At 73.7% G+C, this 16,286-nt stretch carries 13 protein-coding genes; 5 read left to right on the top strand and 8 right to left on the bottom strand.

Annotated features, from left to right (window positions below):
* Positions 1-32 precede the first annotated feature (32 nt).
* Together CBQ26_RS14845 and CBQ26_RS14840 are read right to left on the bottom strand one after the other, a co-directional pair.
* A complete protein-coding gene (locus tag CBQ26_RS14845; RefSeq protein WP_088249418.1) occupies positions 33-1,259 on the bottom strand; it encodes a LacI family DNA-binding transcriptional regulator in 1,227 nt (408 codons plus the stop codon).
* A 372-nt stretch (positions 1,260-1,631) separates the two neighbouring features.
* Positions 1,632-1,832: a hypothetical protein gene (locus CBQ26_RS14840; RefSeq protein ID WP_088249417.1), complete on the bottom strand. Its 201-nt coding sequence runs from the start codon at positions 1,830-1,832 to the stop codon at positions 1,632-1,634.
* A gap of 164 nt (positions 1,833-1,996) precedes the next feature.
* Here CBQ26_RS14840 and CBQ26_RS14835 point away from each other — a divergent pair, with 164 nt between their 5' ends.
* Positions 1,997-3,172: a sensor histidine kinase gene (locus CBQ26_RS14835; protein WP_088249416.1), complete on the top strand. Its 1,176-nt coding sequence runs from the start codon at positions 1,997-1,999 to the stop codon at positions 3,170-3,172.
* Between the two features lie 74 nt (positions 3,173-3,246).
* Here the strand turns inward: CBQ26_RS14835 and CBQ26_RS14830 are convergent, their stop codons facing one another.
* The gene (locus CBQ26_RS14830; protein ID WP_088249415.1) at positions 3,247-4,653 is read right to left on the bottom strand and encodes an NCS2 family permease; all 1,407 of its coding nucleotides are present in this window, start codon (positions 4,651-4,653) and stop codon (positions 3,247-3,249) included.
* 249 nt (positions 4,654-4,902) lie between these two features.
* Between CBQ26_RS14830 and CBQ26_RS14825 the strand changes: the two genes are divergently transcribed.
* The 3 genes from CBQ26_RS14825 (at position 4,903) to CBQ26_RS21460 (ending at position 11,112) form a co-directional block, all read left to right on the top strand.
* On the top strand, positions 4,903-7,701 hold the full coding sequence (locus CBQ26_RS14825; RefSeq protein ID WP_088249414.1) for a diguanylate cyclase domain-containing protein: 2,799 nt from the start codon (positions 4,903-4,905) through the stop codon (positions 7,699-7,701).
* Between the two features lie 21 nt (positions 7,702-7,722).
* Positions 7,723-8,799 carry a diguanylate cyclase gene (locus CBQ26_RS14820; protein ID WP_088249413.1) on the top strand — a complete coding sequence of 359 codons (1,077 nt, stop codon included), beginning with the start codon at positions 7,723-7,725 and terminating at the stop codon, positions 8,797-8,799.
* A gap of 225 nt (positions 8,800-9,024) precedes the next feature.
* Entirely contained in the window at positions 9,025-11,112 is a 2,088-nt protein-coding gene (locus tag CBQ26_RS21460; protein WP_143342153.1) for a hypothetical protein, read from the top strand.
* A gap of 65 nt (positions 11,113-11,177) precedes the next feature.
* Here CBQ26_RS21460 and CBQ26_RS14810 read toward each other — a convergent pair whose 3' ends face one another.
* Genes CBQ26_RS14810 through CBQ26_RS14790 form a run of 5 tightly spaced genes read right to left on the bottom strand, consistent with a single transcriptional unit; the run spans position 11,178 to position 15,309 of the window.
* Positions 11,178-11,969, bottom strand: a complete 792-nt coding sequence (locus CBQ26_RS14810; RefSeq protein WP_088249412.1) for a heme ABC transporter ATP-binding protein — start codon at positions 11,967-11,969, stop codon at positions 11,178-11,180.
* Complete coding sequence (locus CBQ26_RS14805; RefSeq protein ID WP_088249411.1) at positions 11,966-13,030, bottom strand: FecCD family ABC transporter permease; 1,065 nt, start codon at positions 13,028-13,030, stop codon at positions 11,966-11,968. Before CBQ26_RS14805 ends, CBQ26_RS14810 begins: the two co-directional genes overlap by 4 nt.
* Complete coding sequence (locus CBQ26_RS14800; RefSeq protein WP_088249410.1) at positions 13,027-13,944, bottom strand: heme/hemin ABC transporter substrate-binding protein; 918 nt, start codon at positions 13,942-13,944, stop codon at positions 13,027-13,029. The genes CBQ26_RS14805 and CBQ26_RS14800 overlap by 4 nt, the downstream gene beginning before the upstream one ends.
* Positions 13,945-13,991: 47 nt before the next feature.
* The gene (locus tag CBQ26_RS14795) at positions 13,992-14,939 is read right to left on the bottom strand and encodes a siderophore-interacting protein (protein ID WP_088249409.1); all 948 of its coding nucleotides are present in this window, start codon (positions 14,937-14,939) and stop codon (positions 13,992-13,994) included.
* 13 nt (positions 14,940-14,952) lie between these two features.
* On the bottom strand, positions 14,953-15,309 hold the full coding sequence (locus tag CBQ26_RS14790) for a hypothetical protein (protein WP_088249408.1): 357 nt from the start codon (positions 15,307-15,309) through the stop codon (positions 14,953-14,955).
* Positions 15,310-15,557: 248 nt separating this feature from the next.
* Here CBQ26_RS14790 and CBQ26_RS14785 point away from each other — a divergent pair, with 248 nt between their 5' ends.
* On the top strand, positions 15,558-16,268 hold the full coding sequence (locus tag CBQ26_RS14785; RefSeq protein ID WP_088249407.1) for a hypothetical protein: 711 nt from the start codon (positions 15,558-15,560) through the stop codon (positions 16,266-16,268).
* The last annotated feature ends 18 nt before the right edge of the window (positions 16,269-16,286 follow it).

Here is a 16,286-nt window from a genome sequence, read left to right as displayed (position 1 = left end):
GGGCTGCAAAGCCCGTTCAATCCGAGTCCGTATCAGAGGGACTCGCCGATGATCACCTGCGCCTGCACCCGCCGGAACGACCCGGAGTACGACAGGACCTGATCCGCCATGGCCGGCAGGCTGTAGTCGATGGTGGTCAGGCGCTGGCCCGGCTCGCCGAGCAGGTCGAGGTTGTCGTGACCGGCCAGACCGACGTTCTGCCCGATGCGCAGCGGGTGGGGCGACTGCGCGCACAGGGCCATCAGGGCGCGCAGCACTGCGTCGGAGTGACCGAGCAGCGCGACGCGGACGTGCGGCCCACTGCCGATCAGGGTCTGGTACAGCTCCTGCACGACTTCCCGCTGCTCGAGCGGCGGCCGGCGCTCCAGGGCGTCACGGGTGGTGTGCAGGTGGGTCAGCAGCTGCGCCGCGCCCGGCAGGCCCCGGCGATGCAACTGCTGCGCGGTCTGCTGGACGTCGAGGGTCGGGGAGATCCACAGGCGGATCTCGGGGCAACGGTGGCCGCTCAGGGCGCGGGCGACTCCCTCGAGGCGGGCGCCGGCCGGCCAGCAGTTCTCGGCGAAGTACCCCAGGTGCAGGCGGGTGTACGACTGGGCCAGGGCGCGGTGCGTGAGCTGTTCGTACGCCTCGACCCAGTCGGGCGCGACGCTGGGCAGCTGCTCGTGGTAGCCGATCAGGACCGCTTCCCGGTTCGCGGCGCGCAGGGCCGCCACCTGCTGGTCCGTCCGGGGTCCCTCCCAGAGGATCACGAGGCCCGTGACGCTGGACTGCGCGATGTCCGGCAACTGCCACTCGGCCGGGATCGGCGCGATGACCGGCGTCAGGCCGCGCGCCGAGACGGCCTCGCTCAGGTTGCGGATCAGGCTCATGTGGTAAGCGCTGGCCAGGTGACGGATGTCCGGGCAGATGGCGACCACGCTGCCCTGACTGCTGCGGCGGGACTGCGCGACCGGGTCGGGCTGGTAGCCCAGCCGGGCCGCTTCCCGCTCGATGGCGCGCAGCACCTCCGGGCGGACGAGGTGGCGCGCGTCGGGCCGGTAGGCGCGGTTGACGGTCGCGATGGACGTGCCGGCCGCCATGGCGACCCGGTCGCGCAGGGTGATGCTGTAGTTCAGCTGCTGGGCGCTGTCCGCGACGCGGGCGTGCAGTTCCTCGACCACGTCGTTGCGCATGGCCAGCGCGGCGCGCACCTGTTCGGTGCTCAGGTTGGCGTTCAGGGCGATTCGTTCCACGTCCCGGTTGGAGAGGGATTTCTTCACGCGGACCCCCAGTGAGGCGGCTGCAGTGAGCGCTCGAAAACCAGCGGGGACCACGACGTTCCCTCGCGGGACATTCGGGGTCCGTGACTGATGGGCCAGAGTCCCCCCGACCGTGACCGGGGCGTCTCGCGGTGCCTGAACGGCATCCGGGATGCGTTCAGTGGGCGGCGTTCATCCGACTGTTCTGCTCTGGGCAGCCTGGAGAGAAGCTATGCGCTGGACGGGGGAGTCAACGTAGCCGCAGTGTACTCTATTTACCCCGAACTAACCAGATGCTCATGCCCAGCCCGGCAGCCCACGTGTGCAGCCACCCCTCCCCAGACGCTCTGCGCCAGACACCCTGCGCCGGACGCCCCGCCCACTGGCCCGGCGTTACCCGGTCTGCTCTTCGCGGTCACCCGTCACGCCGGCCGCTCCGCCCACCGTGACCCCGGTGTCGGGAGAGGCTGCCCCGGCCAGGAGCGGCCCGTCGGTTTCCGGCCCGGCCAGGGGGTCCGCTGGCTGGGCCGACTGCAGTCCTTCCAGCAGCAGGCGGATCTGCTCCAGGTTGGCGGCCGCGTGACGGTCGTTCATGGGTGCAGCGTGACATGTCGCGCGGCGCGGCGTTGCCGGATATGCCGCACTCCCTTCCCGGTGGCCGGGTTGGGGGAACGGTCCGCCGGTAGGTTAAGGCTGCGGCGGGGCTTCTTGAACGGACCCGCATCCTGCGGCCCGGTGGCGGGGGCTACCCTGGGGGCATGGCTTCCGACGACGCGCCAGCCGCCGTGAACTCCCTGCCGGCCACGGCCGTGCGGGCGGCGCTGGACGTCCTGCCGCACCAGACGGCCGTACTCGACAGTCACGGCGTGATCCTGCTGTGTAACCGCGCGTGGCTGGACTTCATGCGCGACAACGGCGGTGATTCGGCCACCTGCGGGGCCGGCGTGAACTACCTGAACGTCTGCGAGGGCGCGACCGGCCTGTGCGCCGACGAGGGACAGGCGGTCGCGCAGGGCATGCGCGCGGTCCTGCGGGGCACGCGGGACAGCTTCAGCATCGAGTACCCCTGCCACAGTCCCACCGAGGAACGCTGGTTCCGGCTGACCGTCACGCCCTTCGACGACGGCCCGCGCCGGTTCCTGCTGGTCGCGCATGAGAACGTCACGGAGCGCCGGCACGCCGAGATCCGCGAGGCCGACCTGGACGCCGAGGTCCGGCAGGAGGTCGCGCTGCGGACCGTCACGCTGCGCAACGAGGTGAACGAACTCGACTCGTTCATCGGGGCGGTCTCGCATGACCTGCGCGCCCCGGTCCGGCACATCCAGGGGTTCCTGACGCTGCTGCGCCGCCGCCTGGACCCGAAACTCGCCGACGAGGACCGCCGCCTGCTGACCGTCATCGACAGCGCGACCCAGCGGCTGAACTCCATGATCGACGAACTGCTGAAACTGGCCCGCGTCACGCAGACGGCCCTGCAGGTCCGGGAACTGAACCTCGCGCAGGTCGTCCTGCGGGCCTGGGGAAACATCTCCCCGGAAACCGAGGGCCGCGAGATCGATTGGGTGGCCGGCGACCTGCCGGTCGTGCGCGGCGACCCGCAACTGCTGACGCTGGCCTTCGAGAACCTGCTCAGCAACGCCGTGAAGTACACCAGCGGCCGCGACCGCGCCAAGATCGAGGTGGGCGCCCGCGACGTCGGGGATCACTGGGTGGTGTTCGTGCAGGACGACGGCGTGGGATTCGACCCGCGCTACACCGAGCGGCTGTTCGGGGCGTTCCAGCGGCTGCATTCCGATCAGGAGTTCTCGGGGGTGGGCATGGGTCTGGCGAACGTGAAACGCATCGTCACCCGGCACGGCGGTCAGGTCTGGGCCGAGAGCCATCCGGGCGAGGGCGCGACCTTCTACCTCAGTTTCCCCAAACCCGGCCGCTGACCCCTCCCCGCCCACCCTTTTCCCGCCGCCCCGCCCATGGAAGCGGGGGGGTGCGGCCGCTCCGGGGCCGGGCTTCAGCCGCCGGACAGGAACAGGTACCGGGCCAGCAGCAGCGCGGCCACGCCGTACAGGATCGGGCTGACGCTGCGGGCGCGGCCCGTCAGGAGTTTCAGGGCGCAGTAGGACAGCACCCCGAAGCTCACGCCGTTGGCGATCGAGAAGGTCAGCGGCATGGCGATGATCGTCAGGAACGCCGGGAGGCTCTCGCTCAGGTCGTCCCAGTCGACGAACTTCACGCCTTCCATCATCAGCGCCCCGACCAGGATCAGGGCGGGCGCGGTGGCCGCGCCGGGAATCGCGGCGGCCAGCGGCCACAGGAACATGCTCAGCAGGAACAGCACGCCCACCGTGACAGCGCTCAGGCCGGTGCGGCCGCCCGCGCCGATCCCGCTGGCGCTCTCCACGTACGCGGTCGTGGTGCTCGTCCCCATGAACGCCCCGAACATGGCGGCCAGACCGTCCATGGCGAAGGTGCGCCGCGCGCGCGGCATGTCGCCTCGCGCGTCGAGCACCCCGGCCTTCTGCGCCAGGCCGGTCAGGGTGCCGGTCGCGTCGAAGAAATCCACGAAGAAGAACGTGAACACCACGCTCAGCAGCCCCAGCCCGAACGCCCCGGCGATGTCCAGCTGCCCCACCAGCGCCGACGGCCAGACCGGGGCGTCCAGGATGCCCAGGCGGCCCGTGAAGCCCCCGAACGCCTGCATGGCGCCGTCCGGTCCACCGGGATACACCGGCAGGCGCAGCGTGATCGCGGCGAAGGTGGTGATCAGGATGCCGTACAGGATCGCGCCCGTCACGCGCCGCACCGTCAGGGCCGCCGTGACGATCAGCCCGAGCGCCGCCAGCCACGCGCCGGGCGCGGTGACCTCGCCCAGGGACAGCAGCGTGGCGGGGTTACTGACGACCACCCCGGCGCTCCGCAGACCCAGGAACGCCAGGAACGCGCCGATCCCGGCCGTGATCGCGAACTTCAGGCTCAGCGGGATGGCCTGCACGATCGCCTGCCGCGCCCCGACCGCGCTGAGAATCACGAACAGCGCCCCCGAGATGAACACCGCGCCCAGCGCCGTCTGCCACGGCACGCCCATGCCCTGCACGACCGTGAACGCGAAAAAGGCGTTCAGGCCCATGCCCGGCGCCTGCGCGAACGGGTAGCGGGCGATCAGGCCCATGACGAGCGACCCGAACGCGGCGGCGATGGCGGTCGTCATGAGCAGCTGCACGAAGGCGTTCGGAACGTCGATGGCCGCGCCGAGCACCTGCGGGTTCACGAACAGGATGTAACTCATGGTCAGGAAGGTCGTCAGGCCGGCGCGCAGTTCCTGCGGAACCGAGCTGCGCGCCGCACTCAGACCGAAAAAGCGGTCCAGGGCGCCCGCCGGTCCGGGACCGGGCGGAGTGGAAGGTTGGGTGTGGGTCATGCTGACCTCCGGGGAGGGCCGCGCGTGGGCGGCGCAGAGGGGCGGAAAGGGAAGGGCGGGCGGTCACGGCCCGGCCCCGGAACTCCGGACGCCGAACGCGACCGGAAGGCCGCATTACACCACCTTCCGCCGGGCCACGCGCCCCGGCCCGCAGGCCCCACCCCACCATGAAGGCCGCCGGCCCGACCCGGCAGGTACAGTGGGTGGGATGCGCGGACACCGGACAGGCGCGGGCGGGCGGGTCAGCTGATGCTCTGGACGGACCTGAACGTCCTGCTCGGCGGCCTGGGCCTGCTGCTCGTGGGCGTGATCCTGCTGGCGCTGGACCTGCGCCGCTGGCCGCTGACGGCCGGGCCGGCGTGGCTGGCGGCGCGGTCCCTGCTGGCCGGCGTGTGGGGCGTGGCGCTGATGCTGTTCCCGCTGAACGTCGCCCCCGGCGTGTTCGTGGACATCCGCTACGTGCCCGGCGCCCTGATGACCCTGCTGCTCGGACCCGGCTGGGGCGCGCTGGCCCTGGCCCTGCCGGCGCTGTGGCGCGTCGGGATCGGGGGCGCGGGCGTGCCGGCCGCCCTGATCGCCGGCGCCTCGATCCTGCTGATCGCCGGGGTGGTGTGGCGCGCGGCGGGGAGCAGCGTGTTCCTGTCGTGGCGCTGGTGGTGGGCGGCGCCGCTGATCTTCAGCCTGAACAGCCTGGGCCTGCTGCTGTTTCCCGGCGGGCAGGCGCTGGTGCAGCGGGTGTACCTGCCGGTCCTGATCGTGCACTGCCTGGGCCTGTGGGCCGCGCAGGTGGTGGTGGGCATGCGCGCCCGGCACCTGGCGCAGACGAGCGCCCTGCGCCGCGAGGCTTACCTGGACGCCCTGACCGGCGTCAGCAACCGCCGGCAGTTTGACCTGGACCTCGCGCGGCTGGAGGCGGGCGCGCAGCTGGTCATGCTGGACATCGACTACTTCAAGCAGGTGAACGACCGCCTCGGGCACGCCGAGGGCGACCGGGTGCTGCGCGAGGTGGCGCGGACCCTCGCGCACAGCCTGCGCGCCCAGGACCACGTGTACCGCGTGGGCGGCGAGGAATTCGCGCTGATCCTCACCGGACTGGACGCCACGCAGGGCCGCGCCGTCACGCAACGCTGTCTGGACGGCGTGCGGACCCTCTCGGCCGGCGGGCAGACCGTGACCCTCTCGGCCGGCTGGAGTCAGGTGCAGCCCGGCGAGCCGTCCCAGCGCGCCCTGGCCCGCGCCGACGCCGCGCTGTACCGCGCCAAGAACGCCGGACGCGACCGGCTGGTCATGGACATCTCCGGCCAGGACAGCGGCGCGCAGGCCGCGCAGCGCACCCTGGCCCTGCTGGCCGCCGACCGCGACCCCACGGCCGCCGACTGGCGCGCGCTGCTCGAGGCGGCGGTCGGCAGCGTGCCCGGCGCGCAGGCCGGCACGCTGTTCGTGCTGGACCGGGGCGACTTCCTGCTGACCGCGCAGCGGGGCTTCGGGGACGACCTGCTCGGCCACCGCCGCTCGCCCGCCAGCCTGCTGCGCTGGTACGCCGACCCGGTCGACGCGTGGCAGGCGGGCGAGCCGCGCGTGCTGCGGGGCGACGCCATCCGGCACAACGCCCTGGCCGCCGCCGACCTCGAAACGCAGCTGACCAGTCAGCGGCAGTTCGGCAGCATGCTGAACGTCGGCGCGGTCAGCGAGACGCTGGGCGTACCGGTCAGCGTGGACGGAATGGTCATGGCCTTCCTGAACCTCGACGTGCTCAATCCCGGCCAGCGCCTCGGGCCGGACGCCCGCACGGTCGCGCGGTCCTTCGCCGCGCAGGTCGCCGCGCTGCTGCGCGCCCGCGCCGCCCGCCTGCGCGTCGCCGCCCGGCAGCGGGAACTCGAGGCGCTCGCCCGCCTCACCGGGGACCTGCGCGGCGCCCGCACCACCGCGCAGGTCGCGCAGGCCGTCACGGCCGCCGTCATGCCGATCCTCGGAGCGCGCGAGGCGGTGTTCCTGCACTTCGACCCGGCGGGCGACCGGCTGGTGTCGCTGGTCATGCAGGGCGTCCCGGAACGCGACGGGCACGCGGAACTGCCGCGCGGATACGGCGTCGCCTGGGCCGCCATCGAGCGGCGCGAGGTGCTGCGCGTGACCAGCGTGCAGGACGCCGCCCGCCTGCACCGCCCCGCCTTCCTGACCTCCGGCGCGATGCTGGCCGCGCCGCTCCAGACGGCCGGAACGCTGTTCGGGGCGCTGTGCGTCACCCGCGAGGAAAACTTCGGCGAGGAGGACGTCCACCTGATGGGCGCACTCGGCGCGCACATCGTGACGGCCCTGGAACGCGCCGCGCAGCTCGCGGAGCTGCAACAGTCCCGCACCCGCGCGCTGCTGGCGCTGGCGACCCTGCTGGAGACGCGCGGCCTGGAAACGCCGGGACACGCCCGCCGCCTGCAACGACACGCGGGGCAGGCCGCCGACCTGCTGAACCTCTCGCCGCAGGACCGCGCCGCGCTGCTCGACGGGGCCGCCCTGCACGACCTGGGCCTGCTGGGCCTGGAGGACGGCGAACCGCAGACCGCGCACGCCGTGGCCGGCGAGACCCTGGCCCGCGACCTGCCCGGCGTGACCGACGCGGCCCTGCGCGTCATCCGTCACCACCACGAACGCTGGGACGGGCGCGGCGGCCCCGACGGACTGCGCGGCCACCGGATTCCGCTGCTGGCGCGCGTCCTGACCATCCTCGACACCTTCGACACCCTGACCCGCCCGCCCGCGCTGCCCCGTCAGACTGCACTGCCACGTCAGACAGCCCCGCCCCGCCCGACCGCGCCGAATCCCGGCGCCGCCCGCACCCCCAGCCCGGCGCTGACGCCCGCGCAGGCGCTGACTGCGATGGCCGCCCAGGCCGGAGAGGCCCTCGACCCGGACCTGCTGGCCACCCTGGCGCCCCTGCTGGCCCGCCTGCCTGTCCCGGACCCTGACGACCCTGACAGCCCGGACGCTGACCACCCGGACCTCCGCCCGGCCGAACGCTCCGACCCCGACCCGGACAGCCTGAACCTGAACTGACGCAGCCCGTACACTGGGCAGGTGGATTTCCTGACCCTCCTGAACGGCGTGGTGCTGAACCTCGCCGTGTTGATCGCCGGGGTCTTCCTGATCAGCCTGACGTTCTTCGAGGTGGGCCGCCCGGACCGGCCGGCGGCGCTCGTCACGCGGTACCTCGCGCTGGTGGGGATCTCGTTCCTGGCGCTGTTCAACGCCGTGCCGCTGGCGCCGGGCATCCTGTTCGACTTCCGGATGGTGCCGGTCGCGCTGGTCGCCCGGCGGCACGGGCGGCTGGCCGGACTGGCGGTGGCGCTGCCGGTCGGCGCGTTCCGGGCGCTGCTGGGCGGCGTCGGGGTGGGGCCGTCGCTGGTGCAGCTGCTGCTCGTGGCGTGGCTGGCCGCGCCGAACGGCACCTGGCTGAACCTGAGCGCCGTTCCCGGAGAGGCCATGATGCGCACGCCCTGGGTGGCGCTGCGGCTGTTCGCGCTGGCGAACCTGCCGCTGTTCGCGGCCTTCGCGCTGGGCGGGCGGCCGTGGACGCAGGCAGTGGCGGCCTACGCGGCCCTGGTCGCCCTGAGCGCCGTGGGACTGCTGCTGGGGCAGGTGGCCGGCCACACCCGCATGCAGTCCCTGGCCCGCCAGCAGCACTACCGGACGCTGGCGTTCACGGACGCCCTGACCGGCGCCCTGAACCGCCGTCAGTTCGAGCTGGACCTGCCGGTCACGCCGCACGGCACGCACCTGCTGCTGCTGGACCTCGATCATTTCAAGCGCGTGAACGACACCTACGGGCACGAGACCGGCGACCGGGTCCTGCAGGCGTTCTGCGCCGTCGTGCAGGAACACGTGCGCAGTGGCGACCGCCTGTACCGGCTGGGCGGCGAGGAGTTCGCGGTGCTGCTGACCGGCCCGGACGGCGCGGCGGGCGTGGCCGAACGGGTCCGCGCGCAGGTTCACGCCCTGCTGGCGCGGCGGGTGGGTCTGCCCGGCGAGACCTTCACGGTGTCCGGCGGTCTGGTGCCCGTCGGCCAGGACGCCCCCGCGCAGGCCGACGAGCGCCTGTACCGCGCCAAGGCGCAGGGCCGCAACCGGATCGTCGCCATGAGCGCCGCACCCTGAGGAGCGCGACCTGAGTGCCTCTGCGGCCGGGGCGTGCGGTGCGGGTGTTATTCTGCGTTGTCCGCCGCGCGGCGGCGCGGTCTGCCGTGTGGCCTCGCAGATACCCCCGCGCAGCACCCCGACCGGCCCCGCGTTCCGCACGGACGCCCGGCCCGGTCATCGCCCGCCGCCCGCGCCGCCGCGCGTGGGTGCGCCCCCCTCCATCCCAGGACCCCCACCCGCTGCATGTACCTTCTCGCTCATGTTCCCGCCACGCGTGCCGTTCTGGAGCACGTCCACCAGCACCTGACCAGTCAGGGCCTCACGCACGCCACGCTGCTCGTCCCCGGACGGGAGGAGGCGGCTGCGTTCGACCTGTTCACGGGCCTGCACGTCGTGGATCACGGCGCGCGGCAGGCGCACCTGAAATGCCTGCTGTGCCCGCCGGGTTCCGGCCACCACCTGCGGTACGAGTTCCGCGTGACCACCCTGACCGGCGAGCAGATCGGCCCGATCGGCAGTTCCTGCGTGTTCGCGCGGGTGCTGGGCGAGGAACGCGGCCGGCAGGTCGGCGCGCACCTCGCCGATCAGGTGGGCGCGCACGTGCGCCGCACGCAGACGCAGTCGCAGGCGGACCTGCTGGCCGGCGCCGGCAACTGGCGCGAGTACCTGCGCGCCCAGGGCCTCGACTGGGTCCTGACGGCCATGGCGGGCGGCGGCGGCCTGAGTGCCGACCTGCGCGAGAAACTCCAGCGCCTTCAGGACGCCGAAAAACCCCTGCCGCTGACCGTCCTGAGCGAACTGCGCGCCCTGACCCGCGCCCGGAACGAGGAACCGGCCCCCAGCGCGTTTGCGCCCGCCCCGGCCGCCTTCCAGCCCCCGGCGGCGCAGGCGGCGCGGCCCCGGCGGACCCTGCGGCCCCGCGCCGGGGCGGGCAACCGCATGGACCACCTTGAATGGGAGGAGTACCTGCGCGCCAGCCGCCTCACGAACCTCGTGGGGCACTGGACTGCCGTGCAGGAGCACCTGGACCTGCCCGAGGACACCCGTGACTTCCTGCTCGAAACCATCCGGGGGCGCCGGCCCTTCCGGCTGGAGGACCTGACGCTGCTGCAGGGCTTCTCGCGGGACGCCGGGGTGCTTGAGCGCCTGCGGGAACTCGGGCCGCCGGAACGACTGCGGCCGGCCGTGCGCGCCCCGCGCGTGGAACGCGTGATCGAACCCGGTAGCGGCCTGGAACTGCTGGACGTCCGGGACGACCCGCACGTGCAGGGCGCGCGCGCGTGGCTGTGGGGCCTGAAGGCCGTGTTCAGCCCGGCGCAGTGGCGGCGGGTGGAGGCCGGCATCAATACCGGCGCGCTGCGTGCCGACGACTACGCCGCGCTGCGCCAGACGCTGCTGGCCCTGCCGGACCAGGGTGAGCCGGGCGTGCCCCGCACCGCGCGGCAGTTCCTGACGTACACGGCGCTGCTGCTGGGCCGCGAGAAACGGGTGGAACGCGCCCGCGAACTGCTGCACCAGCGGCGGCAGGCGACCAGCCTGCTGGTCCTGGACGGCCTGTGGCAACGCTACCGGGACGGGAAACCCGTTCAGGAATCCGAACTGGTGGGCCGCGCCCTGAACGGCACCCGCCGCGACGCGCCCGCCCCCGCGAGGACCGCCACGCCGAAAGCGGCGGCCAAGAAGGCCACGGCACCGAACAACACAGGCCAGAAAGCCACAGCGCAGAAGACGACTGCACAGAAGGCCGCAGGCCAGAATGCTGCCCCGCCGAAAGCCGGTGCCGCGACCCAGCCTGCCGCCACCCAGTCCGCCGCGAAGAAGGCCACCGGGAAGAAGGCAGACCCCAGGCCTGCCGCCGGCAGCCCCACAAAGGCCGCCAGCGGGGCCGCCGCGCCCGATCCGCTGGGGGCCGATCCGCTCGCCGCCGACCGGGCCGCGTTGCAGGAGGGCTGGGGGCGCGGGCTGTCCAGCCTCGTGCCGGTCCCGCATCGCCGCGCCGTGAGCCGCGCCGTCCACCAGCCGCCCGGTCGCCTCGACCCGGCGCAGCTGCGCGCCGCGCGTCACGCGCTGGACGTGTACCGCCGCGTGGTGCGCGCCGGCACGCCCCCGAAGAAGGTGTTCACCACCCCGCCCGGCCCGCGCACGCCCGACGCATACGTGGCGGCCCTGACGCGGCTGTTCGTGGATCTGGGCGTGCCGCACCTGCGGGCGCCGCTGGCCGAACGCGGTCCCGCGTGGCTGCAGGCGACCTTCCCCACGCCGTACCGCCACTTCGAACGCACCGGGGAGCTGCACCGCGACCTGAACGCCATCCTGAACGCCCTGAGCTGATCAGGCCCCCGCGCTGACGGTCCTGCTGGACAGTCGGAGCGGAGGCCGGGTGGGCAGCCCTGCGCTCAGCTGGCGCTGACGATCAGCGGGCAGGCGAGGCAGGGGTGGCGGGTCACGAGGACGTCGTGGCCGTACGCGGCGCGGATGGTGGCGGGCGTGAGGGCCCGGTCGGGCGGCCCGTCGGCCAGCACCTGCCCGCCGGCGAGGATCAGGACGCGGTCGGCGTACTGCGCGGCGAGGTTCAGGTCGTGCAGGACGGCCAGCACGCCCACGCCCTGCGCGGCGAGGTCGCGGGCGAGCCGCAGGACGGCGTGCTGCTGCGCGAGGTCGAGGCTGGCGGTGGGCTCGTCGAGCAGCAGGGCGCGGTCCGGGGCGGGGTCGTCCGTGTGCAGCTGCGCCAGGGCGCGGGCCAGATGCACGCGTTGCTGCTCGCCGCCGGACAGGGTCAGGACATCGCGCGTCTCGAAGCCGCCCAGGCCCACGCGGCGCAGGGCGTCCCGCGCGATCTCGCGGTCGCGGGCCGTCTCGTGGCGGCCGTGCGGAATGCGGCCCAGTAGCACGATGTCCAGTACCTCGTGCGCGAAACTCAGGGGCGTGTGCTGCGCGACGGCGGCCCGGCGGCGGGCCAGCGGGGCGGGGCGGTGCGCGGCGAGCGGCTGCCCGAACAGCGTGACCCCGGCGGCGCGCAGTTCGCCGGTCACGGCCCGCAGCAGCGTGCTCTTGCCCGCGCCGTTGCGGCCCAGCACGGCCAGCACCTCGCCGCGCGCCACGCTGGTCGTGACGCTGCCCAGCAGGGTGCGTCCGGCCACGCTGACGGTCAGGGCGTCCAGCGACAGGACCGGTGTGGGGGCGGTCACGGGCGCTCCTGGCCGCGCCGGGCGCGCAGCAGGTGCAGGAAGAACGGCGCGCCGATCAGGGCCGTGATGATCCCGATGGGCAGCTCGGCCGGCGTGACAACCGTGCGGGCCAGCAGGTCCGCCAGGACCAGCAGCGTGGCGCCCGCCAGCGCCGAGGCCGGCAGCAGCGTGCGGTGGTCCGGGCCGGTCAGGAGGCGCAGCAGGTGCGGCACGACCAGCCCCACGAACCCGATGGTGCCGGCCACCGCGACGCCCGCCCCGACGCTCAGGGCGATCAGGGTGACGGTGACCCACTTGACCGCTGTGACCGGCACGCCCAGGCTGGCGGCGCCCTGCTCGCCGATGGTCAGGGCGTTCAGGGCGCGGCCCAGCAGCGGCAGCAGCAGCGCGCCTAGCAGGATCAGCGGCGCGGCGCTCAGCACGCCGGGCCAGGTGGCGCCGCCCAGCGTGCCCAGGCTCCAGAAGGTGATGGTCCGCAGCTGCTCGTCGGTCGCCAGGAAGGTCATCAGGCCGGTCCCGGCGCCGCACAGAGCGTTCACGGCGATGCCGGCCAGCAGCATGGTGCTGACCTCCACCCGGCCCCGGCTCTGCGCCAGGACGCTGATCAGCACGGTGCACAGCAGGCTGCCCGTGAACGCCGCGACCGGCAGCGAGTACGGGCCGAGGGCCGTGAAGCCCAGCACCACGCTCGCGGCCGCCGCGAGGCCCGCGCCGCTCGACAGGCCCAGCAGACCCGGATCGGCCAGCGGGTTCCGGAACAGGCCCTGCATGGCCGCGCCCGCCACCGCCAGCCCCGCGCCGACCAGCGCGCCCAGCACCACGCGCGGCAGGCGGATGCCGCTCAGGACGGCCGCCTGCTGCGCGTCGAAGGCTTCCAGGGGCGGCAGGCCCAGCGGCGAGTACAGGATGCTCAGCACCTGCGCGGGCGAGATGGCGACCGCGCCGCTCCCGACGGCCAGCACGACCGCGCCCAGCAGCGCGAACGGCAGGACGCCGAGCGTGAGGGCCGCGCGGCGGCGTTGCCGGCTGGGCGCGGCCGCCGGAGTGCTCAGAACCGTCACTTCTTGAAGTCGGCCTTCCACTGGCGGGAGAGCTTCAGGGCGAATTCCGGCAGGCGCGGCCCGATCCAGCGGATGGAGTTATCCACCGAGTAGATGCGGCGGTTGCGCCCGGCGTTCGTCTGCGCCACGCCCGGCAGTTTCAGGGCGCCGTCCACGCCGCCCACGGCTTCCAAGCCGCGGTCGAGCAGGATGATCGCGTCGGGGTTGATGGTCACGAGCGCCTCGGCGGTCAGGGTGCGGGTGTCGGCGAACGGCGCGGCGTTCACGCCGCCGGCCAGTTCGATCAGGTCGTCGGCGCCGCCGCTGGTGCCGTAGATGCTCGCGTCGTTGGGGCCGTGGGCGTACAGGAAGATCACGCGGGGCTTCCGGGCGGGCTGGTTGGCCTTCACGGCGGCCAGGGTGGTGTCGAACGAGCGGTTCAGGGCGGCGGCCGCGCCGGGCACGCCGTACACCTGCCCCAGCAGGTCCAGGCGGGTGCGTACGCCGTCCAGGCCGCCGGTGTCGGTGGCGGGCAGCACGAGCACCTTCACGCCCGCGCCGCGCAGTTTGGCGACCACGCCGGGATTCGTGCCGGTCGCAAAGTTGTCGGCGGTGCCGATCACCAGGTCCGGTTTCAGAGCGATGATGCCCTCGGCCGGCAGCTGCGCCCAGTGGCCGACGCTGGGAATCTTGTTCGGGGGGTACGTGCCAGTCACGTCGGTGCCGACGATGGTGCCCTGCTTGCCGAGGCGGTAGATCAGTTCGACGGTGGTGGCGTTCAGCGCCACGACGCGTTTCGGGGCGGTGACGGTGACGCTCACGCCGTCCACGCCGCGCACGGTGGCGGCGCTCGCGGACGACAGGGCGGGGGCGGCGCTCAGGAGCAGGAGGGTGGCGGCGGTGCGCAGGTGGAAGGTGCGGATGCGTGCGTTCATGGGAAACCTCGGATGGGGTGGGAAGTCGGGGAATGGGATGGGGCGGGTCAGGACTGCCAGTACCCGACGACGCGGCAGCGGGCCGGGTCGAGGCCGTGCGCAGCGCGCAGCAGCGTGCGGATCTCGCGGGCCGCGTGGCTGCCCAGCGCGCCCCAGGCGGCGCGGACCGGGGTGTCGAGTGCGGCGGCGGCGCGTGTGAGCGCCTGTCCGGGCGGTCCGGCGCGCGGCACCCAGCTCAGGTGCGTGCCGGGCGGCAGGCGCACGTCGTCTAGGTAGGGTGCGCCGCCGGGGTCGGCGATCTCGATCAGGACGCGCGGGCCGGGAGCGTCGGGCCAGTGTTCGAGCAGCGCGGCCAGGGTAGGCAGGGCGGTCTCGTCGCCCAGCAGCAGCGCCGCGCCGCCGTGCAGGTCCGGCAGGATCTCGTGGCGGCCCAGGATGGCCTCCACCGGGTCGCCGGGGTGCAGTCCCGCCGCCCACACCGAGCCGGGCGTGTCGCCGTGCAGGTACACGTCCACCTCGACGAGCGCGGCCTGCGGGTGAACGCGGCGCAGGGTGTAGGTGCGTTCCCCGGCGGGCGTGCGGAAGCGGGCGGCGTAACCGGGTCGCCAGCTGCCCAGCGTGTCGGGGTCGGCGTGCAGGGTCAGGCGGCGCAGGTCCGCGCCGGGCGACGTGACGGCCTGCACGGTCCAGCGGACTTCGCGGGTGCGGGGCTGCTCGTTCAGCTGTTCGCGGGCGGCGGCGACGGTGGCCCGCAGTCGTCCCTTGGGCGGCACGTCGGTGGTCGTGAAGGGCACGCGGTAGGTGTCCTGCCCGGCGGCGTGCGTGACCTGCAATTCCAGGCCGTCCGGGTAGAGGGCGGTCACGGCGGCGGCCAGGGGGGCCGGGGCGGGCGTGAAGGCGCGTGCGAGCAGCAGCAGTTCGGCCGGGTGGTCCTCGTTGACGTGGTCGATGATCGCGGCGGCCTCTTCGGCGCTCAGGTGGGGCAGGGTGGTCATGGGGTCTCCGGGCTCAGTTGAGGTGCATGGCCGTGCCGGGCGCGGCGGGCGTGGGGGGCAGGGTGACGCCGTGGATCAGGGCACGGAAGGCCTGGAAGTCGCCGGGCGTGAAGGTCAGGCCGGCCGGGCCGCACCACAGCTGGGCGGCGTGGTCGGTGCGGCGCAGTTCCCAGTCGCCGCGCTGCCAGCGGCCGGTGGGGGCGTCGCCGTGGGGGTCGCTGCTGGCGAGCAGCGCCGAGAGCTGCGCGAATTCCTGGTGGTTCAGCGACAGGCTCAGGGCGTGCCACAGGACGTGCAGGCTGCCGCAGGTGCAGCGCAGGACCCGGCGCTGCTGGCCGTCGCTGTTCAGGAGGCTGAAGGAGTGACACATGGGGTCTCCGGCAAGAGGGGATGAGGGGTCGGCGTCCGGTGCGTGCTGGACGACCGGATGGGCTGATGGGTGTGGGAGCGGCGGGAGGCCGACGGGGTGATAGTGCATTAATCCGACTGGTTTAGTCAAGTATTGGTGACCACCCGCCGCGAGTCCACAGAGTCGCATCCCGGCCAAACTTGACTAATCCGGTCGGATTTGTAAGATTGTGCCGGACCGACCTATTCACCGTTCGGTCCACCCCGCCCATGACCCCACCCACGCCCACCCAGACGCGGCGGGGCGTCCTGCCCCACACCCTCCCCAGTCCCCTGCACGCCGTCCTCCTCGCCACCCTGCGCGACCTGGGCCGGTCCCTGCCCCCCGGCGTGACCCTCACCGGCACCCTGCGACCCCACGATCCGCACGACCCTCACCCGCCCGTCTGGAACAGCGTCGGCACCCGGCTGCCCCCGCTGCCCCACCCACCCCGGCACCCCGTTCCCGCCCACGCCCCGCCACGCCGCCACGCCGAGTACCGCGCCGCCCGCACCTGCGCCGCCCAGGCCCTGCGCCTCGCCGGACACACCGGCCCCGCCTCCCTCCTGCCCGGCCCGCACCGCGCGCCCCTCTGGCCCGCCGGATTCACCGGCAGCGTCACGCACGCCGCCGGACTGGTCCTGGCCGTCGCCGGACCCGCGCGCTACCAGCTGGGCATCGACACCGAGGTCCTCACGCCCGACCTGCACGCCAGTGGCCTGCGCGACCACACCCTCCTGAGTCACGTCCTGCGCGAGTGCGCCTTCAAGGCCACCTTCCCCGCACGCGGCCAGCCCTACCACCCCCCCGACTTTCAGCCTGTTCCTGATCCCCGCCCCGGCCAGCCGGCCCACGTTCACCTGCGCGGCTCCGCGCCCCTCCCGGTTCACTGGACCCGCCACGGCGCGCACGTCAGCGCCCTGATCTGCCAGCCCCTCTGATCTGCCTGCCCCGTTTTC

It is taken from the genome of Deinococcus indicus (assembly GCF_002198095.1).
Lineage (GTDB): Bacteria > Deinococcota > Deinococci > Deinococcales > Deinococcaceae > Deinococcus > Deinococcus caeni.
The sequence above is the reverse complement of the archived record's forward strand: the minus strand, read 5'-3'. Positions and strand labels throughout refer to the sequence as shown.